At 65.4% G+C, this 24,042-nt stretch carries 26 protein-coding genes; 16 read left to right on the forward strand and 10 right to left on the reverse strand.

Annotation, left to right across the window (positions count from 1 at the left end; all coding sequences use genetic code 11):
* Positions 1–463: 463 nt before the first annotated feature.
* Genes AC5E6L_RS01390 through AC5E6L_RS01405 form a run of 4 tightly spaced genes read right to left on the reverse strand, consistent with a single transcriptional unit; the run spans position 464 to position 2,303 of the window.
* Positions 464–778 carry a S24/S26 family peptidase gene (locus AC5E6L_RS01390; RefSeq protein ID WP_491229493.1) on the reverse strand — a complete coding sequence of 105 codons (315 nt, stop codon included), beginning with the start codon at positions 776–778 and terminating at the stop codon, positions 464–466.
* Between the two features lie 7 nt (positions 779–785).
* Positions 786–1,277 carry a superoxide dismutase, Ni gene (sodN, locus tag AC5E6L_RS01395; protein WP_491229494.1) on the reverse strand — a complete coding sequence of 164 codons (492 nt, stop codon included), beginning with the start codon at positions 1,275–1,277 and terminating at the stop codon, positions 786–788.
* Positions 1,278–1,291: 14 nt separating this feature from the next.
* A complete protein-coding gene (locus AC5E6L_RS01400; RefSeq protein WP_491770743.1) occupies positions 1,292–1,870 on the reverse strand; it encodes a DUF2753 family protein in 579 nt (192 codons plus the stop codon).
* Positions 1,785–2,303 (reverse strand): hypothetical protein, encoded by a 519-nt coding sequence (locus AC5E6L_RS01405; RefSeq protein ID WP_491770745.1) that lies wholly within the window; start codon positions 2,301–2,303, stop codon positions 1,785–1,787. The genes AC5E6L_RS01400 and AC5E6L_RS01405 overlap by 86 nt, the downstream gene beginning before the upstream one ends.
* 331 nt (positions 2,304–2,634) lie before the next feature.
* Between AC5E6L_RS01405 and AC5E6L_RS01410 the strand changes: the two genes are divergently transcribed.
* The 4 genes from AC5E6L_RS01410 to AC5E6L_RS01425 all read left to right on the forward strand — a co-directional run bounded on the left by AC5E6L_RS01410 (position 2,635) and on the right by AC5E6L_RS01425 (position 5,706).
* On the forward strand, positions 2,635–3,564 hold the full coding sequence (locus tag AC5E6L_RS01410; RefSeq protein ID WP_491770747.1) for an amidohydrolase family protein: 930 nt from the start codon (positions 2,635–2,637) through the stop codon (positions 3,562–3,564).
* 191 nt (positions 3,565–3,755) lie between these two features.
* Complete coding sequence (locus AC5E6L_RS01415) at positions 3,756–3,896, forward strand: hypothetical protein (protein WP_491229498.1); 141 nt, start codon at positions 3,756–3,758, stop codon at positions 3,894–3,896.
* A gap of 290 nt (positions 3,897–4,186) precedes the next feature.
* A complete protein-coding gene (locus AC5E6L_RS01420; protein WP_491229499.1) occupies positions 4,187–4,459 on the forward strand; it encodes a hypothetical protein in 273 nt (90 codons plus the stop codon).
* Positions 4,460–4,536: 77 nt separating this feature from the next.
* Positions 4,537–5,706, forward strand: a complete 1,170-nt coding sequence (locus tag AC5E6L_RS01425) for a M20 family metallopeptidase (protein ID WP_491229500.1) — start codon at positions 4,537–4,539, stop codon at positions 5,704–5,706.
* An 85-nt stretch (positions 5,707–5,791) separates the two neighbouring features.
* Here the strand turns inward: AC5E6L_RS01425 and AC5E6L_RS01430 are convergent, their stop codons facing one another.
* The 5 genes from AC5E6L_RS01430 to AC5E6L_RS01450 form a co-directional block, all read right to left on the reverse strand.
* A complete protein-coding gene (locus AC5E6L_RS01430) occupies positions 5,792–6,865 on the reverse strand; it encodes a Gfo/Idh/MocA family protein (RefSeq protein WP_491229501.1) in 1,074 nt (357 codons plus the stop codon).
* Entirely contained in the window at positions 6,866–7,897 is a 1,032-nt protein-coding gene (locus tag AC5E6L_RS01435; protein WP_491229502.1) for an ABC transporter ATP-binding protein, read from the reverse strand.
* 91 nt (positions 7,898–7,988) lie between these two features.
* On the reverse strand, positions 7,989–8,843 hold the full coding sequence (locus AC5E6L_RS01440) for a carbohydrate ABC transporter permease (protein ID WP_491229503.1): 855 nt from the start codon (positions 8,841–8,843) through the stop codon (positions 7,989–7,991).
* Positions 8,840–9,676 carry a carbohydrate ABC transporter permease gene (locus tag AC5E6L_RS01445; protein ID WP_491770751.1) on the reverse strand — a complete coding sequence of 279 codons (837 nt, stop codon included), beginning with the start codon at positions 9,674–9,676 and terminating at the stop codon, positions 8,840–8,842. The genes AC5E6L_RS01440 and AC5E6L_RS01445 overlap by 4 nt, the downstream gene beginning before the upstream one ends.
* A gap of 271 nt (positions 9,677–9,947) precedes the next feature.
* Positions 9,948–11,348, reverse strand: a complete 1,401-nt coding sequence (locus tag AC5E6L_RS01450) for an ABC transporter substrate-binding protein (protein WP_491770753.1) — start codon at positions 11,346–11,348, stop codon at positions 9,948–9,950.
* Positions 11,349–11,766: 418 nt separating this feature from the next.
* Between AC5E6L_RS01450 and AC5E6L_RS01455 the strand changes: the two genes are divergently transcribed.
* Positions 11,767–12,783, forward strand: coding sequence for a Gfo/Idh/MocA family protein (locus tag AC5E6L_RS01455; RefSeq protein WP_491770755.1), 1,017 nt, complete (start codon positions 11,767–11,769; stop codon positions 12,781–12,783).
* A 39-nt stretch (positions 12,784–12,822) separates the two neighbouring features.
* On the opposite strand, the gene AC5E6L_RS01460 is transcribed toward AC5E6L_RS01455, so the two are convergent.
* Complete coding sequence (locus AC5E6L_RS01460) at positions 12,823–13,680, reverse strand: DeoR/GlpR family DNA-binding transcription regulator (RefSeq protein WP_491229011.1); 858 nt, start codon at positions 13,678–13,680, stop codon at positions 12,823–12,825.
* 147 nt (positions 13,681–13,827) lie between these two features.
* Between AC5E6L_RS01460 and AC5E6L_RS01465 the strand changes: the two genes are divergently transcribed.
* From AC5E6L_RS01465 to AC5E6L_RS01515, 11 genes are all read left to right on the forward strand, one after another.
* Entirely contained in the window at positions 13,828–14,079 is a 252-nt protein-coding gene (locus AC5E6L_RS01465) for a hypothetical protein (protein ID WP_491770757.1), read from the forward strand.
* 2 nt (positions 14,080–14,081) lie between these two features.
* Positions 14,082–15,035 (forward strand): threonine ammonia-lyase, encoded by a 954-nt coding sequence (locus AC5E6L_RS01470; protein WP_491229013.1) that lies wholly within the window; start codon positions 14,082–14,084, stop codon positions 15,033–15,035.
* 127 nt (positions 15,036–15,162) lie between these two features.
* Positions 15,163–16,584 carry a DUF6880 family protein gene (locus AC5E6L_RS01475; protein ID WP_491770760.1) on the forward strand — a complete coding sequence of 474 codons (1,422 nt, stop codon included), beginning with the start codon at positions 15,163–15,165 and terminating at the stop codon, positions 16,582–16,584.
* Positions 16,585–16,607: 23 nt separating this feature from the next.
* Complete coding sequence (locus AC5E6L_RS01480) at positions 16,608–17,444, forward strand: alpha/beta hydrolase (protein WP_491770762.1); 837 nt, start codon at positions 16,608–16,610, stop codon at positions 17,442–17,444.
* Positions 17,445–17,647: 203 nt separating this feature from the next.
* Positions 17,648–18,319 (forward strand): helix-turn-helix domain-containing protein, encoded by a 672-nt coding sequence (locus tag AC5E6L_RS01485; protein ID WP_491770764.1) that lies wholly within the window; start codon positions 17,648–17,650, stop codon positions 18,317–18,319.
* Between the two features lie 44 nt (positions 18,320–18,363).
* Positions 18,364–19,950 (forward strand): ABC transporter substrate-binding protein, encoded by a 1,587-nt coding sequence (locus tag AC5E6L_RS01490; RefSeq protein ID WP_491770766.1) that lies wholly within the window; start codon positions 18,364–18,366, stop codon positions 19,948–19,950.
* A gap of 56 nt (positions 19,951–20,006) precedes the next feature.
* Positions 20,007–21,032: an ABC transporter permease gene (locus tag AC5E6L_RS01495; RefSeq protein ID WP_491229018.1), complete on the forward strand. Its 1,026-nt coding sequence runs from the start codon at positions 20,007–20,009 to the stop codon at positions 21,030–21,032.
* Complete coding sequence (locus tag AC5E6L_RS01500; protein ID WP_491770769.1) at positions 21,029–21,862, forward strand: ABC transporter permease; 834 nt, start codon at positions 21,029–21,031, stop codon at positions 21,860–21,862. The genes AC5E6L_RS01495 and AC5E6L_RS01500 overlap by 4 nt, the downstream gene beginning before the upstream one ends.
* On the forward strand, positions 21,859–22,731 hold the full coding sequence (locus tag AC5E6L_RS01505; RefSeq protein WP_491228802.1) for an ABC transporter ATP-binding protein: 873 nt from the start codon (positions 21,859–21,861) through the stop codon (positions 22,729–22,731). The genes AC5E6L_RS01500 and AC5E6L_RS01505 overlap by 4 nt, the downstream gene beginning before the upstream one ends.
* Positions 22,728–23,546, forward strand: a complete 819-nt coding sequence (locus AC5E6L_RS01510) for an ABC transporter ATP-binding protein (RefSeq protein WP_491228801.1) — start codon at positions 22,728–22,730, stop codon at positions 23,544–23,546. The genes AC5E6L_RS01505 and AC5E6L_RS01510 overlap by 4 nt, the downstream gene beginning before the upstream one ends.
* Positions 23,543–24,040, forward strand: a complete 498-nt coding sequence (locus AC5E6L_RS01515) for a GAF domain-containing protein (RefSeq protein ID WP_491228800.1) — start codon at positions 23,543–23,545, stop codon at positions 24,038–24,040. The genes AC5E6L_RS01510 and AC5E6L_RS01515 overlap by 4 nt, the downstream gene beginning before the upstream one ends.
* Positions 24,041–24,042 lie beyond the last annotated feature (2 nt).

Below are 24,042 nucleotides of genomic sequence, written 5' to 3' on the forward strand. Positions count from 1 at the left end.
GATAGCCTTCATGTCAATCGACATCCATTGAAGGTTGCCAAATACACCATTGGTCGGGACCCGAGATCTGGACCGGTCGCTGCGTTTCTACGACCCGCTTTTCAGCGCCATGGGATGGGATGAATGCTGGCGCGACGCGCAGTCGGCGTCGTGGGGCGACAAGGACGACGAGGCCGCGCCGCGCTTTTTTGCGGGCTATCCGTTCGACGGGCAACGGGCGAGCGTCGGCAACGGGGCGATGACGGCGTTTTTCCGGTCCGGCCATGGCGCAAGGCACAGACGACGGTCGGCCCGCGTGCCGCAAGGTCACGGGCCGTCGCGTTGCCGATCATGCCGCCGCAGCCAAGAAGGAGAACCTTCATCGGCGTGTCTCGATGCCGCGTGCGGTCGATGTTTGCCCGGCTGGCATGTTCATTGCTCCGATGCGGACCATCTTCTCGTTCCCCGCTTCGCGGAAAAACTCTCACTGGCGGGGCTGCATGGCGAGGATCACGCGCCCGATCAGGGCACGCTCTGTAACGGGTCCGAAATCGATGCCGGGCGCCGAAAGCGGGCCGTCGCCGCGGACGCGGAAGCATCCCCCGTCCAGCGGGGATGCCAAGCGTTTGACGACGGCTTGGCCTTGCGCCGTCCGGAACACGCAGATGTCGCCGCGCCGGGGGCGGCGCGTCGGCCCATAAGTGCGAAGCAGCAGATAGGCGCCGTGCGCGACCGCCGGCGCCATGCTGTATCCACGGACACGATAAAGGCGCAGGCCGAAAAGCCTCAGGAGCCGCACGCGCCGGTCAAACCGGGCGGACCACGGCGAGACCCGGCGGATAGGGCGCCACGCGGCGCTCGGTGGCGACGCCCTTGGTGGCCCAGAAGGCTTCCGCAAAGAGGTTGACCTTTTCGACCAGGGCCTCCGCCTCGGCGCGGTCGACCCCCTGCTTGCAGCGGCCGGCAGCCATCATGATCTCGTGCACGAGCGTGTGGATATCGGGGTGCGCCTCGATCTGCGGCGCCTTGAAATAATCGCCCCAGATCACGCGGACCTCGTCCTTCACCTTTGCCGCCTCCTCCTCCTTGATGGCGATGCAGCGGGCCAGCGTGTTTGTGCGCTCAAGGCTGTCGGGCTTTTCGGCCGTCTCGCTTAGGATATCGACCATGCGCACGACCGAAAGCGCGGCGATCAGGGCCGGTGCCGGATCGTAGATCTTGCAGGGGATATCGCAATGCGCATCGACGGTGTCGACCCCGACCAGTCGGTCGGCGGCTTGGGCGAGGCGGTAGAGCATCGGTTTTCGGTCCTTCAGTGTGTTGTCCGGTTTTCGGAAAGAAAGGCGAGTGCGGCGTCTCGTGTGCGCATGGCGGCTTCTTGGAACGCGCCGGGCGCGATCCCGGCATCCCCGGCTCGCCCGACATAGTCGAACAGGGCGGGCTTGAGATGATGAAAGCAAGCCTGGCGGAAGGCGGTCGGCTCGCTCGTATCGAGCATGGCGGCGCGAAGAGCCTCCAATGCTTGCCGTGCTGTCCCCACCGCTTGGCGAGGGGCGCCCGCCCGCGCGAGGCATTCGGCCGCATTCGCGCTGGCCGCGACCAGCATGGGCGGCGCGTCCGCCATGGTGGCCACCGCGCGGTCGGTCCGGAAGCGGCGCAGCGCCTCGTCAAGCGCACGGTCGTAGAGCCGCTGCGCGCGCGCCAGGCCGCCGTCCCGAAAGGCCGCGTTCGCCGATTCGGTCAGCGACTTCCACGGGGCATCGATCGCGGTATCGGCCGGGCCCGGCCAATCAAGGCGGGGCCGCTCATTCATCGTCCGCGACCCGTTCGCGGTGCACCACCTTATCGATGCGCCTGACACGGGAAACCGCAGGAGGCTCGATCCCGCCATTGTCCCCGCCATTGTCGGGCAGGCCCAGAAACCGGTTCTCCGCCTCGATGCAGACGTGGCGGTGTGCGCCGGCATCGAGACAGCCTTCCGAAACCGGCAGAGCCTCAAAAATGGCCTGGCGCCGAAGCGTCAACCGAAGGCCGGCGGCCCGCATCCGCACGGCGATCCGATCCAGGCCAGGTGTGACATCGCCTGTCATTGTCGGTGACGGTTTCCCTTTAAACAAAGGTCGAATTTGCAATTCGGTCTCAACTGCCTTGAATCTTGAATATTGCAAATGAGATGCATTAACAACTGAATTTATCAGCGTCGTGCGTCCGGCGCGTGCGCCCTCGACGATCTGCGATTCCAGGACGCGCCGTCTGGCGGTGCGGCTTTCCAGGCCAGCCGTCTGGATGGTGTCGAAATAGACGCCGCGACGGTCTTTCTTCATGGGGCGCGCCACAAAGCGCGATGCCCTCGCAGGATCGAGGGCGCCCTACCCTTCCTGAACGCGCCCTGAAGCCTGAATGATCGGGCAAGCTCCGTTGCGAAACATTCGCAGCTTCGATCCATGCGTTTCTCGTGATCGCCGATTCACGCGCAATGCTCCAACGCCTTGATCATGAGCATGCTCCTATCCGAAGACCGCATGCACTTTCGGGAACGTGCTCTGGCTTGCGCGATGCGTGCCCACTGGCGTAACAATGTGAACAAATTCGAACAAGAAGCCGATTGCATGCTTGCGTCGGCATCGTCCAGCGGCAGATTTCCGGGAGTTCCCCATGGCCTCCAACCCCTATGACGGCCCCGTCATCGATTCGCATCACCATCTGTGGGACCTGGGCATGGGTCGGCATCCCTGGCTGATGGAGCGCAAGCCGGACGGCGCCAACCGCGCCCGGATCGACCCGCTGGAGCGCAGCTTTCTCGTTGAGGATTACCTCGAAGCGGCGTCCGGGCAGGGGCTTGACGCGACGATCCATGTCGAGGCGAGCTGGGATCCCGAACACAGGGCCGAGGAAACCCGGTGGCTGGACACGCTCGACAGAGGGGTGGTGGCAAAATGGCACGTTTTCGGGCTCGACCTGTCCGCCCCCGATGCGGCCGAAGCCTTTGCGCGGGAAGCGGCGCATCCGCGCGCCGTGGGGCTGCGCGACATCGTCAGTTGGCATCCGGACCCCGACAGGAGCCTTGTCGCCCAGGAGGGCAGGATGTCCGATCCGGCCTGGCGCGATGGCCTGGGCTGCCTGCGCGGAACGCCAATCGTCTTCGAAATCCTGATGGCCCCCTGGCAGATGCGCGAGGCCCACGAACTTGCGGCCGACTATCCGGATGTGCAGTTTGTGATAAACCATTGCGGCAGCCCCATGGACCGCAGCGAGCAGGGCCTGGCGCTCTGGCGTGCGGGCCTGCGAAAGCTCGGGCGCGCGCGCAATGTGGCGCTCAAGGTTTCCAATCCGTTCGCCTACGACCATGACTGGACCTTGCAGAGCCTTCGGCCGATCGTCGAGCACTGCTTTGCGTGCTTCGGGCGCGACAGGGTGCTGTTCGGGAGCGATGCGCCCGTGGCCGGACGGCAAGCGTCTTACGGACGCATGATGGATGCCTTCAGGACGCTGACGGCGGACCTGCCGGCAGAAGATCAGCGCAAATACTTTTATGAAAACGCACGCCGTATCTACCGGCTCGACGAGGCGCGAGCCGATTGCTGAAGCTGGGACGATGTTCGATGCCCGCTTTGGGCTTGCCCCGGCGATGAGGCCGGCCAGCGCCGGCGCGCTTTCCGCCCGCGCCTTTCCTGCATGTCGGGTTTGGCCGGGCGTGAAGACGCGGCGGCGGCGGCGGTGCTTGCCGCCGATCTTGCTCGACTTGGCGAAGAAGCCGCCCGCGTGAGCCAGGCGGGATGAGCTTACCGCATCCGGCCGTGACGGCGGATGCGCTCGTCTCCGCGATCAGCTTTGGCGCCGGCATGGACAAATGCTCGTGCGTCTTCAGCGCCATCATGGTGGACGTTCACAACATGACTGCCGAACAGGCTGCATAGGCGCTTGCGCGCGAGCGGGGCGATCGGGATGCACGGGCCGTGGCGGAGGGGGCAGCGCGCGCAATATGCGTGCCCCCGCAGCGGGCGCCGAGATGCTCGCGCGCGATCCGCCCTCCTTCAGCCGCCGGCAGAACGCCATCGCGAGAATATTGCGCTGCCCAAGACGGTTTGACAGTGACATGCCACGTAGATGAATGATAGTTTTTGTTTGTTTTTGAATTCAAGTGTGAAACTGGTCGCGGATTTTGACGCCGCACGCCGCAAGGACCCGAACGAGGAGATGCGCTGAGATGATGTTCGATTTCTTGGGAAAGACGCCCAACGCCACGTATCGAGGCTTCGTGCGCACGGGCATGCGGAAGCGCGCGCGGGGCGGCCTTGGAGGCCAAGCTGCGCGGGAGCGTGCCCGCACAAGCAATCGAGGACCACATCTCGATACCTCATCGGGCCAGGTCGGCGCGCCCGAGGATATCGCCGCGCCCGTCGTCCCGCTCGCCTCGGGCGGGGCGCGGTTCATGGCCGGGCATGGGATCGACCTGACCGGCGGCGTCTATACCAGATGACGGCATCATCCGCCTCCAGCCGCTCAAATCCGCCCGGCGAGGCCAGTTCGGCGAGGCGGCCATCAGAGGACACAGCCATGATCTATTCCGGCATCAGCGATGCGGAGGCCCTGCAACTTCTCAAGCTCATTGTCGAGACACCGAGCATCAATCCCGCCTTCATGCAGCCGGGGGACAATCAGCGCCTGTTCGGCGAAGCGCGGATCGCGCGCGCGCTGGCGAACTGGTGCGCGCAGAGCGGGCTTGAGGCGGAGTTCGACGAAGCCCTGCCCGACCGGCCCAACCTGATCGTTCGCGCCAAAGGCGCGCGCAGCGGCCCGGCCATGCTCTGGGAAGGCCATCTCGATACCGTGCAGGTCACCGGCATGGCCGATCCCTTCACCCCCGTGCTCCGGAACGGGAACCTTTACGGCCGCGGCGCGGTCGACGACGGGGGATGCCTGGCCGCATTCCTGCTCGCCATCCGGACTTTTTCGTCCACCGCGCCGCCGGGGGATGTGACGTTCGTGGGCGCGGTCGACGAGGAATTCAACTACAAGGGCGTGCTGCACCATCTGGCGCGCGGCGAGCATGTCGCGCTGGGCATCGCCGGAGAGCCCACGAACCTTAGGGTCGTGCGTGCGTGCAAGGGCTGCGTGCGCTGGGAGGTGGAGATTTCCGGGCGCTCGGCGCACAGTTCCAAGCCCCATGAGGGCGCAAGCGCCATCATGGCAGGCAAGGCGCTGCTGGCCGCCTATGAACGCGAAATGGAAAAGCGCACCGAGGTGCATGCGCTGGTCGGCACCCCCACGCTGACCTGCACCGCGTTCCACGGCGGAGAAGGGCCCAATACCGTGCCCTCGAAGTCGGTATTGCGGTTCGACTACCGCTATCTGCCCTCCGAGGACGGCCTGGCCGTGTGGGCGCGCTTCCGCGACGTGGCACTGGAGGTGGCCGCAACCCGTCCGGGCATCGAGATGACCCTGCGGGAGCCCTTCGTGAATTCCTCGGCCATGGACGTTCCGGCCGATTCCGATATCGTCACCCGGATGGGCGCGGTCTGCGCCGCGCACGGGATCGAGGCCGAGGCGATCGGCGTGCCCTACGGGTCGGACGCGACCAAGATGTTCAACATCTCGGCCATCCCCACGATCGTCTTCGGACCGGGCAATATCGATCAGGCCCACGCAGTCGACGAGCACGTGGAAATCGCGCAGGTCACGAAGGCCGCGCGCATGCTTGTCGATCTGGCCCACGGGCTGGGATAGACCTTCGCGAAACCCTCGAAACGGAAGCGGGCCGCCCCAGAAAGGGGCGGGCCCGCTCGGCCCGCAATGGGTATGAGTGGCCCGATCAAGCCGGCAGAAAGGCGTCCGGCGATACCGGCCTGCCTGTTTTTGCGGCTTCGTCGCAGGCAAACAGGATCCTGTGCATCTCCCAGGCCCTGTCGAAGTCCGAATAGGGCATGGGCGTATCCTGGCGCAGATTGGCGAGGATGCGCGCGAACATGGGAACGAACATGTCGTGCTTGATGTCGCCCGCATCGCTGATCGAGCGTGTGGCGAGGGTCGACCAACCCTTTGCGTCGAGGCCGGCGACCATGTTGCGCGAGTGGATTCTCGTGTCGATCAGCGAGCCTTCGGACCCGACCAGCATATTGCGCCAGCAATAGGGGTGGAGACTGTCCAGGCATGAGGTGACCTGGCCGATCCCGCCATCCTCGAACCGGAGCAGATTGACCTGGGTCGCCTTGTACTCAAGTGGCGCGAAATGGTGTGATTTTGAATGGGTGTCGAGCGCGACGACCTCGGCGATCCTGCGCCCTTCCATGATGTTCATCATCATCATGAGCGGATGGCAGCCGCAGAACAGCATGGACGAGCCTCCGATGGCTTTCGTCTTGGCCCACCAGTGCTGGGGCGTCCAGACGCCGATGCCGTTATAGTATTCGATCTGGGCCAGGTGCACCTCGCCGAGATAGCCTTTCCTGACCGCGTCGATGGTGGTTTCGAGCTGGCCGTAGTGAAACTCCTGGAAGCCCGCAAATGCCCGGATACCGGCGTCCTTGACCGCCTTGCGCGCCGCGAGCAGCTCTTCGACCGTAAGGCAGATGGGCTTTTCGATCAGAAGGTGCAGGCCGCGGCCGGCGGCTTCGATGAGATAGTCGGCGTGGGTATCGTGCAGCGTGCAGATGCTGGCGAAGTCCGACTCCACCGTGTCGAGCATCCGGCGATAGTCGCCGAAGACGGGCACATCCGGCCCGCACAGCGCCGCAATGTCGGCGGCCTCATGGTCCGGCCGCAGGGAATAGACCCCCACGATCTGGACATTGTCCAGGGCCTTCCACGCGCCGGCATGGCACCGGCCGGCCTCGCCGAAGCCAGCGATTGTGACGCGGAGCGGGGCGTTGGGATCCGTTGCCGGCATCTATGTTGCCGCCTTCGGACGCTTGGGGATGGCGCGTTCGGTCTGCGGATCGAAGAAATGGGCGACGTCCGCATCGAAACGGGCATGGATGGTCGAGTCGATCCCGGCGGCAACCCCCGGCGCTGCGACGACCCGGATGCGCTTGCCGTCTGGCCCGTCGCAGACCACGATGGCCTCATTGCCGAGCTGTTCGATGGCATAGACCTTGAGCGGGACGCTTTGGGGGCTTGCCTCGCACAGTTCCATGAGATGTGCCCGGATGGCGAGCACGACCTTGGCGCACGGCTCAAGACGAGCGGCGTGTCCGGTGAGCGGCATGCGCATATGGGCATTGGCGAAGATCTTGCCCGTTGCGGTTTCCTCGATGGCGCCTTCGATGAAATTCATCGGCGGAGCGCCGACGAACCCGGCGACGAACAGGGTCTGGGGCTCGTTATAGATCTCGATCGGCGAGCCGATCTGCTCCAGCCGCCCATGGCGCATGACCCCGATCCGGTCGCCCATGGTCATGGCCTCGACCTGATCGTGGGTTACGAAGATCATGGTGGTGCGCAGGTGCTTTTGAAGGTTGACCAGTTCGGAGCGCAAGGAGAGACGCAGAGCGGCGTCCAGGGCCGACAGCGGCTCGTCGAGCAGGAAGCAGTCGGGCTGGCGCACGATCGCCTTGGCCGTCGCCACACGCTGGCGCTCGCCCCCGGACAGGTGGGCGGGCAGCTTGTCGAGCAGATGGGTGACGTCCACGGTGGCGGCGGCATCGGCGACGCGCTTGTCGATTTCGGCGGCCGAGAGCTTGGTGCGCTTGAGGCTCATGCGGATGTTCTTGCGCGCCGTCAGGTGCGGATAGAGCAGCGATGACTGGAAGACCATGGCGACGTTGCGATCGAACGGCGCGATGCCGGTGACATCCTTGCCGTCGAACAGGATCTGCCCGCTGGTTGCGTGCTCCAGCCCGGCGATCATGTTCATGGTCGTGGACTTGCCGCACCCCGAGGGGCCGAGCAGAACCAGAAGCTCGCCATCCTCGATGGTCATGTCCAGTCCCTTGACCGCGTGATGCTCACCAAAGGACTTGTTTATGTTTTTGAGTTCTATGCCTGCCATCGGGGTGGGTGTTCCTTCTCGATCAGACGAGGTTCATTTCCGCAATGTGGCGTTGCAGGAAGAAGGCGATGAAAAATGGCGGGAGCAGGCTGATGAGCAGGCTGGCCGCAAGATGGGCCGGCTCGGGAACCTGGAAGAGGAACCCGGACATCGCCGCGGGCAGGGTGACGGCCTGTGAACCGGTCACCAGAACCTGGGCATAGACATATTCGTTCCAGGCGAACAGGAAGGCGATCAGCGCGGCCACCAGAACGCCGCTGCGCGCCATGGGCACTATGATGCGCGCGAAGGTGTAGAGCCGCGAGAAGCCATCGATCCGGGCGAGTTGCTCGATGGGCGGCAAGTTTCGGAAGAACCCCATCAGCATCCAGACCACGATCGGAATGGTGATGGTCAGCGTGACGATCACAAGGCCGGTGATCGTACCCACGAGTTGGAGCCGCACATAGAGCGCATAGAAGGGAATGAGCGTGGATACCGGAGGCAGGGACACCGAGAGCAGGATGGCCGCCAGAAGCTTGCCCCTGCCCGCAAATTCGAGCCGCGCGAAGACATAGGCGACCGGCATGACCACGAACATGGTGATGGTGGTGACGATGAGCGACACGATCAGACTGTTGCGCAGCCCCAGCATGATCTGGCGCGCCTGCCCGGACGCCGGGATGACCGTTCCGTCGGCCAGGGTGTAATCGAAGCCAAAGATGTTGAAGAAGGAGGCAAGCTGGGGCGCGGGAGGAAACGCCAGTGGAGGAAAGCTTGCGATTTCGGACTTGGTCATGAACGCATACTTGACGGTCCAGTACATGGGCAGGAAGGTCCAGAGCAGCGCGACCGCGACAGCAAGGATCAGCCAGATGGAGAATCTCTGCCGGCTCATCGGCGTGAAACCTTTCGTCCCCAGAAGAAGAACAGCGCTCCGGTCATCGCCAGGATGAGCAGCAGCAGGAAGAAGCTCATGGCCGCGCCGTAGCCCAGGTTCAGGTTCACGAAGCTGATGCGATAGATGAGGTAGGTCAGGACCGAGGACGCATTGCCAGGGCCGCCCTGGGTCTGGGTGAAGATGAAGTCGAACGTCTTGAGCGCCAGCACCGTCAAGATGCATGAGAAGACGAACAGGGTGAAGCGCAGCGGCGGCAAGGTGACGTGCCAGAACCGCTCGAACCGGTTCATGCGGTCAAGCTCGGCGAGGTGGTAGAGGCGCTTGGGAATTGTGAGCATGTTGGCCAGAAGGAAGAAGGCGACCAGGGGCGCCATGTTCCAGGCGTTGCCGAATGCAAGATATTCGATGACCCAGTTCGCCGAGATGAAGTTTATGTCCTGTTCAAAGCCCAGAGCGTTGGCGAGAGCGGTCCCGACACCGGTCTGGCCGCGACCGAGATAGGCAAAGAAGATACCGGTGCCGTAGGGCGAGACGGCCCAGGGCAGGATGATCAGCGCGCGCAGCCATGTCCAGCCGGGAGGCAGGTCGCGCAACACGATCGCCAAGCCGAGCCCGATGAGCAGGCCCAGCAGCACCGTTGCGACGGTGAAATGAACCGTTAGGCCAAGCGCCCTCCAGAACGCGTCGTCGCCGAGCACCTCGGCATAGTTCTCGAAACCCACGAACTGGGCCGAATATCCGCCGAAAAAGCGGATGTCGTGGACGCTCATATAGAACGCATAGCCGAGGGGGTAGGCGACGACCACGAGCAGAAACAGCAGCACAGGCACCGTGACCGCCAGCGCGAACTGCAGATCGGAGAGTTCGCGTCGCGGTCTTGCCGTGCCATGCGGGGTGGGTTCGGAGGAGCGAGGCGGCCTTGCCGACGATCCATTCATATCCGAGGCCTTTGCAATCGACTGTCAGCCTTTAGGAAAAACGCCCGCCGCCCTTGCGGACCCTTCGCGCTGAAAACGGCGACAGGACGGGTATCTTCCCGTCGCCAAACAGGAAACGGCTCCCGGCCGCGAGTGCACGACCGGGAGCGGCGTGGCTCAGCCGCTAGAGGCCGTATCGCTCATTAAGGCGCTCGATCTTGGCATTTGCCTCGTTGATCACTTCCTCGACGGGCAGGTCGTCCTGAAGGAAGGCGAACAGCTTGTCGCGCAGCCAGGAATTGAATTCCTCGGCCCAGACCACGCTCCAGATCCCGGTCGGAAAGTCGCTCGTTGCATAGATGTCGAGCAGTGTCTGGTAGTCTTCAGGGCGCGCAACCGAACTCTGGATGACCTGGCGGGCCTTGTCGCTCTCCATGACCGAACGATAGGCCGAAAACAGCATGTTCTCCTCCAGCCAGCGCTTGGCGACGGCATGTTCGCCGTCCTCGTTCTTGTAGCCATACCAGGATATGAAGCTCATGACGTCCTGGGTGTGCTCGTCGGAGCGATCGCGGCTTGTCATCATATACATGGCGCTGTCGATCATCCCCCAGCTCTGCTCCTGGGCGTACAGGGGAATGATGTTGCCGGCAACGGCGGCAGACTGGCCGGGGTCGTTGAAGGTCTTGACGTCGTAGATCTGCTGGGGGCTGAAGACGTAGCGTCCCGAGCGGAACGCATTGATGAACGCAGCCTCATTGTAGGAGAGCACTTCCTCGGGCACCAGGCCGGAGTTCCAAAGCCGCTTCCAGTCCGCCAGCGTCTCGCCGGCCGGACCGTCGACCGTAAGCATCGGCGCGTGGGTCTCGGCGTCTGCGAAAACACCGCCGCGGTTCATCACCTCGAACACAAAGCCCCAGGATATGCCGAAATATTCGGCGAACCAGTGAGGCAGATAGGGCGTTTCGACGCCCGCCTCATTGAGGGCATAAACCATCTCGTAAAGTTCCGGCCAGGTGCCGGGCAGATCCTCTTCGGAGAAGCCGGCCTCCTCGATCGTTTCAATGTTGGCCAGAAGCGTGCCGCGCACCGACACAAAGTAACTCAGCCCGAGCAGCTCGCCATTATGGGTCCATGCATCCCGGATGTTGGGATACATGTCGGCGATGATTTCTTCGGCGTTGGGCAGGGCGCTCGCGGGGGTGATCCAGCCGCCCTCGAAATAGCGGACGGCGCTCGAAGGGTTGGCGTAGAGAACGTCAAGCTCACCGCCGGCGATCAGCTGCTGCTCCATGATGGCGGGGTAATCGCCGGTCACGGTCGCATAGTCGACATTGCCGCCCATCGTCTCGTTGTAGATGTCGACATTGCCCTGGACCACATCGGTCCGGAACTGCCAACCGCGGAAATAGACGTTTTCGTCGGTGATGGCTTCGAAACTGTCCTGGGCGGAGCTGTCCTGAGCGGAGGCCGCCATGACCCCGAGGCCGCCAGCGATCACCGCCGCGGCCAGCATGCCCTTCAGTGCCGTGGCGGACCCGAGAATGGACCGCCCGCCGGCAAACCTCTTGATATCGCGTGTCATCTCCGTGCGCTCCCTTCGCCGATGTTCCGCTTGACCTCCCGATGCGGGGACCGGTCGGATACATAAGTTTGTCAGTCTAATTGTTCTTATATGTTCAAATAAGAAGCGCGAATGTGCGACTCGTCAAGGGGGGCGCGGCGAATTTTTCCCCCATGGCGTGCAGAAGCCCCGGACCGCCTGGGTTTTGTCGTTTGAAAAGTCAGAATATCCGCCATGTTTCGCTTGGTCCTCCCAGTCTCACCGACGTCTGGAGGCGACCTCTTCTCCGACTTGAAACCTGAAAAAATGAGCATGGCGGCTGGCACGCGCGGATTCGGACGGTGCCGTATCGAGTGGATTTTTTGGCGCTTTTAGTTAGGAAATGTTCATTATAGGGTGCCACTGAAGCTGACCGGGAGCGGACAAGGAGCGCACCGAAATGAGGACAATCAGGCTTGGCATCGTGGGTGCCGGTTTTATGGGCCAGCTGCACGCCCGGTCGGCCAGGGGGCTGGAGACGGCCAATCTGACGGCGATTGTGGACATGAATGCCGAGCTCGGCGCGGATGTGGCGGCCCGCTTCGCAGCGGCGCACCACCGGGACGTCGACGCCGCGCTCGCGGCCGATGCGGCCGACGCCTATATCGTGGCGCTACCCGACACGTTGCACAGGGACGTGACCGTACGGCTGCTTGAGGCCGGCAAGTCCGTGCTGGTGGAAAAGCCCATGGCCCATACCCTGGAGGACGCCCGGCCGATGGCGCGGGCCGAGCGGAGCGGCGGCCGGCTGATGGTGGGCCAGATCCTGCGGTTCGATCCGCGCTACAATCAGGCGGCCCAGGCGGTGCGCAACGGCGAGATCGGGGAACCGCTGCACGGCGCGGCCGGCCGGTTCACCAATTTCGAGCTGGGCCTGCGCATGAACGGCGGGTCCTCGGTTTGCTTCTATCTTGGGGTCCATGACGTCGACGCCCTGCAGTGGATCAGCGGCCAGACCATCACGCACGTGTTTTCACGGCCCGTATCCAAACGGATGCCCAAGCACGGCATCCGGTCCGAGGACGCTTATTTCACCACCTGCGAGATGAGCTCGGGCATGGTCGGCCAGCTCTATTTCGGCTGGACGCTGCCCAAGGGAATTCCGACGGGCCTGTGGGCGCGCACCGAGGTGATCGGGACCGAGGGGACGATCGACCTTGACGTTCGCGACAGCGGGCTGCGCATGCTGGCGGGCGGCGGCTGGTCGCTGCCCGACGGCATGCACTGGCCGGAAGTCAATGGCCGGATCATGGGCGACCTTTATGAAGAGCAGCGTCATTTCGTGCAGGCGGTGCGCGAGGATCTCGACTTCGTCGTGCCGACGTCCGACGCGCTGCGCAACGTGGCGGTCAACGACGCGATCCTGCGGTCGGTCCGATCCGGTCATCTCGAAGAGGTCGAAGGCTGGGACATCTGACCGGCAAGGGCCTGCGCCCCGTATCCTCGCCGGCGGAGTTCAGCCCACAGATTCCGATTGCCGCGCGGGCCTTGCCAGGATGAGCTGCACGCCAGCGGCCTCAAGCGCTGCGGTCACCGGCGGCGAGGGCGGCGCGTCGGTCACGATCGCATCGATGAAATCGAAGCCGGAAATCTGAACGAGCGAGGTCTGGTCGAATTTCGAGCTGTCGGCCAGAACGACACGCTTCTTGGCGCGTTCGATATAGGCGTGCTTGAGTTCGATCTCCTCGAAGGCGAAGTCGAAAATGCCCTGGGGCGAGAGCGCCGAAACCCCGAGAAACGCAATGTCGAACCAAAGGCGCCGGACCTGATCGACGGCCACGGGGCCGCACAGCGACATCTGCTTTTGCCGCACGCGTCCGCCCAGAAGATAGATCTCGGCCTGGCTCTGGCCCATCAGGGCCGCAACCCGCAGATTGTTGGTGAAGACACGGATGTCGGCCTGCTCGGCCAGCAGCGCAGCCAGTTCGTAATTGGTGGTGCCGACGTCCACCGCCACGGCCTGTCCGGCGCCAACCAGGCCCATCGCCTCGCGGGCGATGGCGGCCTTGGCGGCGCGGTTGGCTTTGCGGCGCTCGTCGAAGAATCGCTCGTCGGAAGCAAGGCGCATGTCGCCTTGGGCCTCCAAGACAGCGCCGCCATGGGTGCGCTGGATATAGCCGCGCGCCTCAAGCTCGGACAGATCGCGGCGGATGGTCATCTCCGAGACGTCGAACTCGGAGGCAAGGGCCGTGATCGACATCGAGCCGTTCCGCTGAATCAGTTCTTCGATCCGCGCCTTGCGCACGCGGCCGATCAGCCTGCCGGACGCGGTGCGGGCCCTCAGCTCGTTATCGGTCGTCCTTTTTCTGCGCATCGCAAACCCCACCCGGCAGATGCCTGTCTCGGCGCGCCGGCCGCGCCTCGCCGCTTCGTCCGCTCATACCGTACCGGGCGTTCTTGCGCCAAGCCCGGGAATATGTTGTGGTCAAACAAAATAAAACAAGTTCAATGAGAATCAAACATGCGTGCATTCAAGGGCCTCAACGTCGGAAAGGCCGGGCCAGGAGCGAGACCTCTTGGTCGCCATTGCATCGCCGGCCAGTGGGAAACGGGAAGCGGCGATGAGGTGCTGGAGATCGCCAGCCCCTCCACGGGCGATGCGTTGGGCGCCGTCGCGCTCGGCATGACGAGCGGTCACGGCCGCACCGGTGGACGGCACACGCTGCGCGCGATGTGCGACCTCAAGACGATCACCTTTCACATCGGAGAATGACCATGAGCGCGCAGGCGCCCAAGCTGTCGCTGGCCATGATCGAGGAGGCGGCCGATCGCATCCGTCCCCATATCCGGCGCACGCCGTCCATCGCCGTGGCGCATGCGCGTGACCGGCCGGTCGGCAACCCGATTTTCCTCAAGCTCGAATGCCTGCAAGCGACCGGAGCCTTCAAGACGCGCGGGGCGATGAACCGGCTCCTGACCACGCCGCGCGAGACGCTGGTCCATGGACTGGTCACCGCCTCTGGCGGCAATCACGGCATGGCGGTGGCGCGGGCGGCGCTGGTGGCCGGGGTCAAGGCGAAGGTGTTTCTGCCGCCCCAGGCTTCCCCGGCCAAGCTCAAGGCCCTCAAGGAATGGGGGGCCGATATCGAGGTGGTCGGCGAGCGCTGGGACGATGCCGACACGACGGCACAGTCCTATGCCGAGCGGACGGGCGCGATCTATTTCCATCCGTTCAAGGATGTCGAGGTGATCGCGGGCCAGGGGACGGTGGCGCTTGAAATGCTCGAAGACGTGCCCGATGCGGATGTCTATCTGGTCGCCATTGGCGGGGGCGGCTTGATTGCCGGGCTTTCGAGCGTGGTCAAGGCGCGCAACCCCGGAGCGCGGGTGATCGGCATTGAGCCGGTGGGAAGCCCGACGCTGCATGCGAGCCTGGCCGCCGGAGGGGTGGTCACGCTGGAGGGCACCTCGACGCGCGTGGCCACCATGGCCTGCGGCCGTACCGACGAGGCGGTCTACGAGGTCATTGCGCGCAATGTCGAGCAGGTCGTGCTGGTCGAGGACGACGATCTGCTGGAGGCGGCGCGCTGGGTGCTGTCGGAGTTTGCCATCCGCGCCGATCTCAGCGCGGCGGCGGCGATTGCGGCGCTCAGACGGGGCGAGATCGATCTGGCGCCCCACGAGACGATTCACACGCTGGTCTGCGGAGCCGACGACGCCGCGCTGTAAGGCCCTCGGCGCGATCATCGTTCCGGGCGGACAGCGCGGACCCAAAGCGCGCCCCGCCAATCGGCTTGCCTTCACACCTCGGCCAAGGCACTGATGGCTTGGACCGCTCCATGCCCGAGAACCGCCCATGGCCCGCAAGCCCGCGCTGACCGCAGACAAGCTGAAAGAGCTCGGCGTCGACAAGCTCGCGCAACTGGTTCTCGGCGAGGCCGAGCGGAACGCGGGCTTCCGGCGACAGGTCAAGGCCGCACTGGCAGGCAAGGCCGGTCCCGAGGCGATCGCGAAACTGATTGACCGGCGGCTTTCCGGGCTGGAACGCGCGCGCAGCTTCATCGACTGGGACAAGGCAAGCGCCGTTCGCGACGATCTGCGCAGCCTGACGGACACCATCGTCGCCGAACTCGGGGCCGCCTCGCCGACGCTGGCAATGGACCGCGTGCTGCGCTTGGTCGCCACGCATGAACGGGTCTTCGAGCGCGTCGACGATTCGTCGGGCCACGTTCAGGACGTCTACTGCCAGGCAATCGCCGCCGTCGGCGAGCTGGCACAGAGACTGGACCGATCCGAGGCCGACATCCTGCCCGGCAGGATCATGGCGGCGCTCGGCGAAAGCGCGCACGGCTATCTGGTCGACATGACCGAGGCCGTCGCGCCGCATCTGTCCCAGGCGACGCTCGCCCGATGGGATGCCGAACTGGACGCGGCCATCGCGCAAAGGCAGGCCGAGGAAGCAACGCGCACATCCGATCGCCGGTTTTATCCCATGACCTCGCAATTGAACCGTATGCGCCAGATCATCGCGCAGGCACGCGGCGATATCGACCTCTTGATCGGGTTGGAAACGAAAAAGCCTGCCCATATGCGGGATACGCTCGGCATGGCGGCACGGCTTTTGGAGGCGGGGCGCGCGACCGAGGCGCTCGCATGGGCGCGCAAACCGGGCCGGCGCCCGCTTGGTGAGAGAGACGGAAACGGCAATTCCCCGCAGCGAGCCGGCCTTGAGGCGCAGATCCTCGAAGCGCTTGGCGACAAATCCGGCGCGCAGGCGCTGCGCTGGCGCTGTTTCGAGGCCGGCCTGTCCGCCGACATGCTGCGCCCATACCTCAAGGGCCTGCCCGATTTCGAGGATGTCGAGGCAGAAGAGCGCGCCCATGCGCTGGCGCTCGGTCATGCCGACCCGGACGCGGCGTTGCAATTCTTCCTCGACTGGCCACGCCTCGATCTTGCCGCCAGGCTGATCGTTGCGCACCACCGTCGCTGGGACGGCAGGGACTGGCATGTCCTGCCGAAGGTCGCAGGCGTGCTGGAGCACGAATACCCGCTGGCGGCGACGATCCTCTATCGGGCGCTGTTGGACGACATTCTCGCCCGGGCGCGGTCCAAGGCCTATGGGCACGGTGCGAAGTATCTGAAGCAACTGACCGGTCTTGCCAAGGACATGGACGCCGATCCCGCCCGGCCTCCGGGCCTGGTCGATCATGCCACCTATCTCGCCGGGCTGAAGACGGCCCATCCGCGCAAAGCCGGCTTCTGGGGGCTGGTCGGTTAGATCATGATCCGGGAAGGGCGATCATGCGAGATGGCGCTATGTGGCTGCTCAAGCTGATCCTCGTTCTCGCCGTGGCCTACGCCGCCATTGTCGCGATGATGTATGCCGCGCAAACCCGGATGCTGTTTCCCACCGGAATGGCGGCGGCGGGCGCTCCGCTTCTGCCGCCGTCCGCGGTCCGGCTTGAGGTCGGGACGCCGGACGGCGAGCGTCTCCACGGCGTGCACATCGCGTCGGCGCAGGCTCCTTCCGGCGAGCGGTTGGCGGTGCTGGGGTTCGGCGGCAATGCCTGGAACGCGGAAGCGCTGGCCGTCTATCTTCATGGGCTGTTTCCCGACGTCGATGTGGTCGCCTTCCATTACCGGGGCTATCGGCCGAGCACCGGCCGGCCCAGCGCAGCCGCCTTGCTGGCGGACGCGCCGGTCGTCCACGATCATGTCGCCGCGACCCTGGGAACGGACCGGATCGTCGCCGTCGGGTTCAGCATCGGTTCGGGCGTCGCCGCCCATCTCGCCAGCCGCCAACCGCTTGCCGGCCTGATCCTGGTGAGCCCGTTCGATTCGCTGGAAGCGCTGGCGCGCGGGCTTTACCCATGGGCGCCGGTGCGATGGCTGTTGCGCCATCGCATGTCTCCCGCCGACGATGTGCGCGGCCTGACCACGCCGATCGCGCTGATCGCCGCCGGGCGCGACACCATCATTGCGCCCCGGCGCACCGAGGCGTTCCGGCGGGCGGTTCCAGTTCCTGTTCTCGACCGCACGATCTCTGGCGCGGGCCATAACGATCTCTACGGGCGACCAGACTTTCAAACGGCGATGGCCGAGGCGCTGGCGCGGATCGGTTCGACGACGACCGACTGATCCGAACGGACCCACAAGTCGACCATGCGGACGGGCGAGCAAGCCGTCCGACCATGACCGGCGCAGCGGGCGGCGCGGTCGTGTCGGGAGAGCCCGTGCGAGCCCCTATGCCGTCGTTTTTTAGCATAGATAAAAGAGCGCTTGACTCCAGGCCGATTGGGCGCCACGATTTTAGTCATACTATAATCGGGATGGAGATCCGGGTGGCCGGAAAAACTGTCCAGCCGACATTGGACGACGAAACCGGAGCGGCGCCTGAAGATGGCGCCGGCGATCCGCTCGGTCAGCGGTTGCGCAAGCGGCGCAAGGCCCTGTCGCTGACGCTCAAGCAGGTGGCCGATGGCGCCGGGCTTTCCGTGGGGTTCATTTCCCAGGTCGAGCGCGGGCTGACGGCGCCGTCCCTGTCCTCGCTGGTGTCGATCTCGCGGGTCCTCGACACGCAGATCTCGACCTTTCTGGAGCAGCCCGCGTCCGACGCCAGCCACACGCGGCACGAACGGCGCCAGACCTATTCGATCGAGGGGCACCAGATCTCCTATGAGCGCGTCTCGGCCTCCTTTCCGGGCCAGCAGATGCATTCGGTGATCATACGCATGCCGCCCGGCTACCGTTCGGAGCCGATCGCCCATGAGGGCGAAGAGATGGAATTCATTCTTGAAGGTTCGGTGACTTCCGAACTCGAAGGCGAGACGGTCGTGCTGCGGGTGGGCGACAGCGTCCACTATCCATCCACCAGGCGGCACGGCCTTTGGAACCATACGGAACGGGAAGCGGTGGTCCTATGGGTCGGAACCATGGATCTGTTCGGCGAACATGCCGAACACGCCGCGCAGGCCGCCGGACGACCGGCGGACAACGACAAGAAGCCGGAATGAGACGCGCGGGCACACTTGCAGCAGGAGGCACATTGATGACCGGAATGACCAAATCACTCGCAGCGGCGCTGCTTGCCGCAACAACCATGGCCAGCGGATTGAACCCCGGCCAAGCGGGCGGCGTGTTGCGGCTCGACGAAGTCGCCGTCGGCGAGCTCGATCCGGGCAAGGCGTCCGACTATGCGGACTCGATCCTCATGTTCAACGTCTACGACACGCTCGTCATCCCCAATCAGGGCGGACCGGGCCACCAGCCGCACCTGGCCGAAAGCTGGGAGCAGGACGGCAACAGCTTCACCTTCAGGCTGCGCGACGACGTCACCTTTCACAGCGGCAATCCGATGACCGCAAAGGACGTGGTCTTCTCGCTCGATCGCATGAACGCGCTCGGCCAGGGGCTGTCCTATCTGTTCGGCGACGTCGAGGGCGCCGAGGCGGTTGACGCGCACACGGTCCGCTTCACCCTGTCACAGCCCTACGCGCCGTTCATCGCCGCCCTGGTGCGCCTGCCGATCGTCGACAGGCAGGCGGTGATGGACAATCTGGGCGAAGGCGATGGCGAGATGGGCGACTGGGGCTCGGCCTATCTGTCCGCCAACTCGGCCGGCACCGGCGCCTACAGGGTCGTCTCGCACAATCCCCAGGAAGAGACGGTCATGCAGATGAACGCCGACTATTTCCTGGGCGTGCCCGAGGCCGCGCCCGACACGGTGCGCCTGCGCTACAGCCTGGAGGCGGCGACCGTGCGCACGCTGATCGCCCAGGGCGAACACGACATCGCCTCGCAATGGCTGCCGCCGGAGGTGATCCGCGCGCTGCATGGCGGCGGCGCGCAACTGTTCACCGAAAGCGGCACGGGCGCGTTCTACGTCAAGATGAACACCACCAAGCCGCCGCTCGACGACATCAATTGCCGGTTGGCGCTCGCCCATGCGTTCGACTACGAGGCCGCGCTCCGGATGACCGCGATCACCGAAGACGTCGCCCAGGGCACACCGTCGACTGGCGCCATTCCCGTCGGCATGTTCGGCGCAAATCCGCCCGACCAGGCCTTGTCGCGCGATCTGGAGGCCGCCAGGGCATATTTCGCCGACTGCCGGTACGGGCCGGACGATTTCACGCTGGAGATTTCCTGGATCGCCGAGGTGCCGATCGAGGAGCGGTTCGCGCTGCTCATGCAGGCCAACTTCGCCGAACTGGGCATCGATTCCGAAATCATCCGCCTGCCCTGGGCGCTGTTCTCCGAGCAGGTCTCCTCGCCCGAGAACACGCCGCACCTGTCGCAGCTCTTCGTCAACGCGGTGACCGGCGATCCCGATACGCTGCTGTTCGGCCAGTATCACGCCTCGGCCGCCGGAACATGGCAGTCGCCGGAATATCTCGACGACGCCGAGGTGGACCGCCTGCTCGAAGCCGGCCGGACCGCCGAGACGCCGCAGGCGCGCCAGAAGGCCTATGCCGCGCTGAACGACCGGCTGATGGAGATCATGCCGACCATATACGGCTATGACCGGCAATCGGTGTTCGCGGCCAGCGCGCGGGTGACCGCGCCGGCGCTGACCGATCCGGAATTCGCCTTCGGTCTCGACGGCATGGGCTTTTCCTTCCGGCTGATGGAAGTGGCCGACTGACACGATCGGCGCGGGCGGCGACCTGCCGCCGCCCCGCCCCGCCCGAGGTTTGCCGAATGCATGCCGTCCTCAACCTGCTCGCCAAGCGCCTGGCGATGGCGCTGATCGTCCTGGTCGGCGTCTCGATTCTGATCTTCGTCATCGCGCGGGTGATCCCCGGCGACCCGGCGCGGATCGCGCTCGGGCCGAACGCGACGCCCGAGCAGGTCGCCGACCTGCGCGCCGATTTGCATCTCGATGAACCGATCCTCGTCCAGTATGGCTACTTCGTCGCCGACGTTTTGCGCGGCGATCTGGGCCTGTCGCTCTACACCAACCGCCCGGTCACCGCGGACATCGCGCAATTTCTGCCCGCAACGCTCGAACTGGTGCTGGTCGCGGGCCTGATGATGGTCGTCTTCGGCCTTCCGCTCGGCATCTGGTCGGCGCGCTATCGCGGCAGGTGGGCCGACAATCTGATCCGCCTGATCGCGCTGCTCGGCGTCTCGGCGCCCAGTTTCGTCTGGGCGGTGATCCTGATGCTGCTGTTTGCCTTCTACCTGCCGCTGTTTCCGATCGCCGGCCGCATCTCGACCGAATTCGCCATCGATCCCGTCACCGGGTTCCTGCTGGTCGACACGCTGGTCGCCGGCAATCTTCGCGCCTTTGCCGATGCCGCATGGCACATCGCCCTGCCCGCCTTCGCGCTGGCCTTGTCCGGGATCGGCCAGGCCGCGCGGCTGACCCGCGCCAACATGGTCGAGACCTATGACCGGCCCTATATCGAAATGGCGCGCGCCTACGGCTTTTCGGAGCGGCGCATCGCCAACCGCTACGCCTTCAAGCCCTCGCTGATCCCCTCGCTGACGATCATCGGGCTCGATTTCGCCGCGATGCTCGGCAACGCCTTTCTGGTCGAGGCGATCTTCGCCTGGCCGGGCCTGTCGCGCTACGGCGTGCAGGTGATCCTGCGCAAGGATCTCAACGCCATCGTCGGCACCGTGCTGGTCATCTCGGCGACCTTCCTGATCGTCAACATCATCGTCGACCTTCTGATCGCCTTCATCAATCCGCGCATCCGCCATTCGCAGAGGCCGGCATGAGACGGACGCTCTCGATCCTGATGGCCAACCCGCTGTCGCTCGTCGGCCTGGTGCTGATCGCGCTCGTCGTGCTGGCGGCGGTGTTCGCCGATTTCATCGTGCCGTTCCCCGACCATCGCGGCGCGGTGGTCGACTTCGCCAACTTCAACCAGCCGCCGCAATGGCCCTACATCTTCGGCACCGACCTGGTCGGCCGCGACCTGTTCAGCCGCATCGTCTATGCCTATCGCATCTCGCTGATCCTGGGCGTGACGGTGCTGGCGATCGCCGTGCCGGTCGGCGTCACCGTCGGGCTGGTCGCCGGCTATCTGGGCGGCTGGACCGAATATGTCCTGATGCGGCTGACCGACGTCTTCCTGTCGATCCCGCCGCTGGTGCTGGCGATGTCGATCATGGGCGTGCTGGAACCGACGCTGACCAACGGCATGCTGGCGGTCACCGCGATGTGGTGGCCGTGGTATGCGCGGCTCGTCTACAACATCACACGCGGCGAGCGCGAGGAAGGCTATGTGCTCGCCGCCGAGGTGATCGGCGCGTCCAGGGGACACGTCATCTTCCGCGAGATCCTGCCCAATTGCGTGCCGGCGATCATCACCAAGATGACGCTCGACATGGGCTTCGTCATCCTGATCGTGTCGTCGCTGTCGTTCCTGGGTCTGGGCGTGCAGCCACCGACGCCGGACCTGGGGTCCATGGTCGCCGCCGGCGCCACCTACCTGCCCGACAGTTGGTGGCTGACCGTTTTTCCCGGCCTTGCCATCCTGGTCGCGGTGTTCGGCTTCAACCTCGTCGGCGACGCGCTGCGCGACATTCTGGGAGCGGACCAGTGACCGCGCCGACGCTCGCCATCGAGGATTTGCGGCTGGCCTTCAGGGGCCATGCCGGACCGACACAGGTGCTGCACGGCATCTCGCTCGATGTCCGGCCCGGCGAACGCGTCGCCCTTGTCGGCGAGAGCGGTTCGGGCAAGTCGGTCACCGCGCGCATCGTGCTGGGCCTTTTGCAGGAGCTGCGCGCGGCGCGCATTGGGGGGCGCGTCCTGTTCGAGGGCACCGATCTTGGAACGCTGACGCCGGCCGCGCGCCACGCGCTGCGCGGCACGAAGATGTCGATGATCTTCCAGGACCCGACATCCTCGCTCAATCCGGTGTTCCGCATCGGCGACCAGTTCCGCGACGTGCTGCGCCGCGCCGCGCCCGGCATCGGGCGCGCGGACGCCGATGACCGCGCCGCCGCCATTCTGGCCGAAGTGTCGATCCACGACGCCGGCCGCGTGCTCGATGCGTTCCCGTTCCAGCTTTCGGGCGGCATGAACCAGCGGGTGATGATCGCCATGGCGCTGGCCAACGAGCCCGCTTTGCTGATCGCCGACGAGCCGGGCACCGCGCTCGACGTCACCGTGCAGGCGCAGACGCTGCATCTGATGCGGCGGCTCGTCGCCGAGCACCGTACGGCGGTGCTGTTCATCTCGCACAATCTGGGCGTGGTGCGCGAATTCGCCGACCGCCTGTACGTCATCTACAAGGGCCGCATCGTCGAGCGGGGGCCGACGGGCGCCGTCTTCGCCGATCCGCGCCACCCCTACACCCGCGCGCTGATGGCGGCCGTGCCGCACCTGACCGGCGGCGGCATCCCGGACATCGCCGAGGCGTCGCCGGACTTCGCCGCGCCCCTGATCGATCACGGAGCATCGGCATGAGCGCGCCGATCCTGGACATGCGGCAGGTCTCCAAGACCTTCGGGGCGGGCGCGCGCGCCGTGCGGGCGGTGCAGTCGGTCAGCTTCGCCGTCGCGCAAGGCGAATGCCTGGCGATCGTCGGCGAATCCGGGTCGGGCAAGTCGACGCTCGCCAACATGGTGCTGGGCATCTATCCGCCGACGTCCGGCGAGATCGTGCTCGAAGGCGAGACCCTGCCAGCGCGGCGCAGGCCGGCGCATCGCCAGGCGATCCAGCTCGTCCAGCAGAACCCGCTGTCCTCGCTCAACCCCAAGCGCTCCATCGGCGCGACGGTCCGGCTGGCGCTCGACGTGCACGGGATCGGCGCGCCCGGCGCGCGTGCCGGCATGGTCGGCGCCCTGCTTGAGGAGGTGGGCCTGCCGGCGGACCTCGCCCGGCGCCCGCCCGCCGCCCTTTCGGGCGGGCAAAGACAACGGGTCGCCATCGCCCGCGCGCTCGCCTGCCAATCGCGGGTGGTGGTGCTCGACGAGCCGACCTCGGCGCTCGACGTGCTGGTTCAGGCGCGCGTGCTCAGGCTTCTTGACACGCTGCGCGCCGAACGCGGCCTCACCTATCTGTTCATCACCCACGATCTTTCGGTCGTGCGCAACATCGCCGACCGGATCGCGGTGTTCGAGCAGGGGCGGATGGTCGAGATCGGCGCGACCGAGGCGATCTTCTCGAACCCGCGGCAAGCCTACACGCGACGGCTGATCAGCGCCGTGCCCGTCGTCACCGAACAGGAACTGGCGCTGCGGGACAGGCTCGCCGCCGACATCGAAGAGGACGCGTCTTGACCGACCTGCACCCTTTCGCCGCGGCGCTTGCGGCATCGGGCGACCAGCCCCGCAATGTCTTCGACGCGCTCTGCGCGCTCGCCCGAAACACGATCGGCGCGCGCCTTTTCACGCTGATGACGTTCGATGCGGCAACGCGCGAGGCACGGCGCATCTATTCGAACATGCCCGACGCCTATCCCGAACAGGGCACCAAGCCGGTCAACCAGACCCGCTGGACGGCCCATGTGCTCGACGGCCACCGCACCTTCGTCGCCAACGACATTGACGGCATTGCCGAGGTCTTCGGCGATCATGAGCTGATCGCCGCGCTCGGCTGCGAAGCGGTGATGAACGTGCCGGTCGTCATCGGTGGCGAAGTCCTGGGCACGATCAACTGCCTCGACCGCGCCGGCCACTACACGCCGAACCGCATCGCCGCCGCCGAAGCGCTGCGCCTGCCCGGCGCCGCCGCCTTCCTGCTCAACGATCACCTGTCCGCAAGGGGAGCCTGACC

The organism is Roseitalea sp., assembly GCF_984466335.1.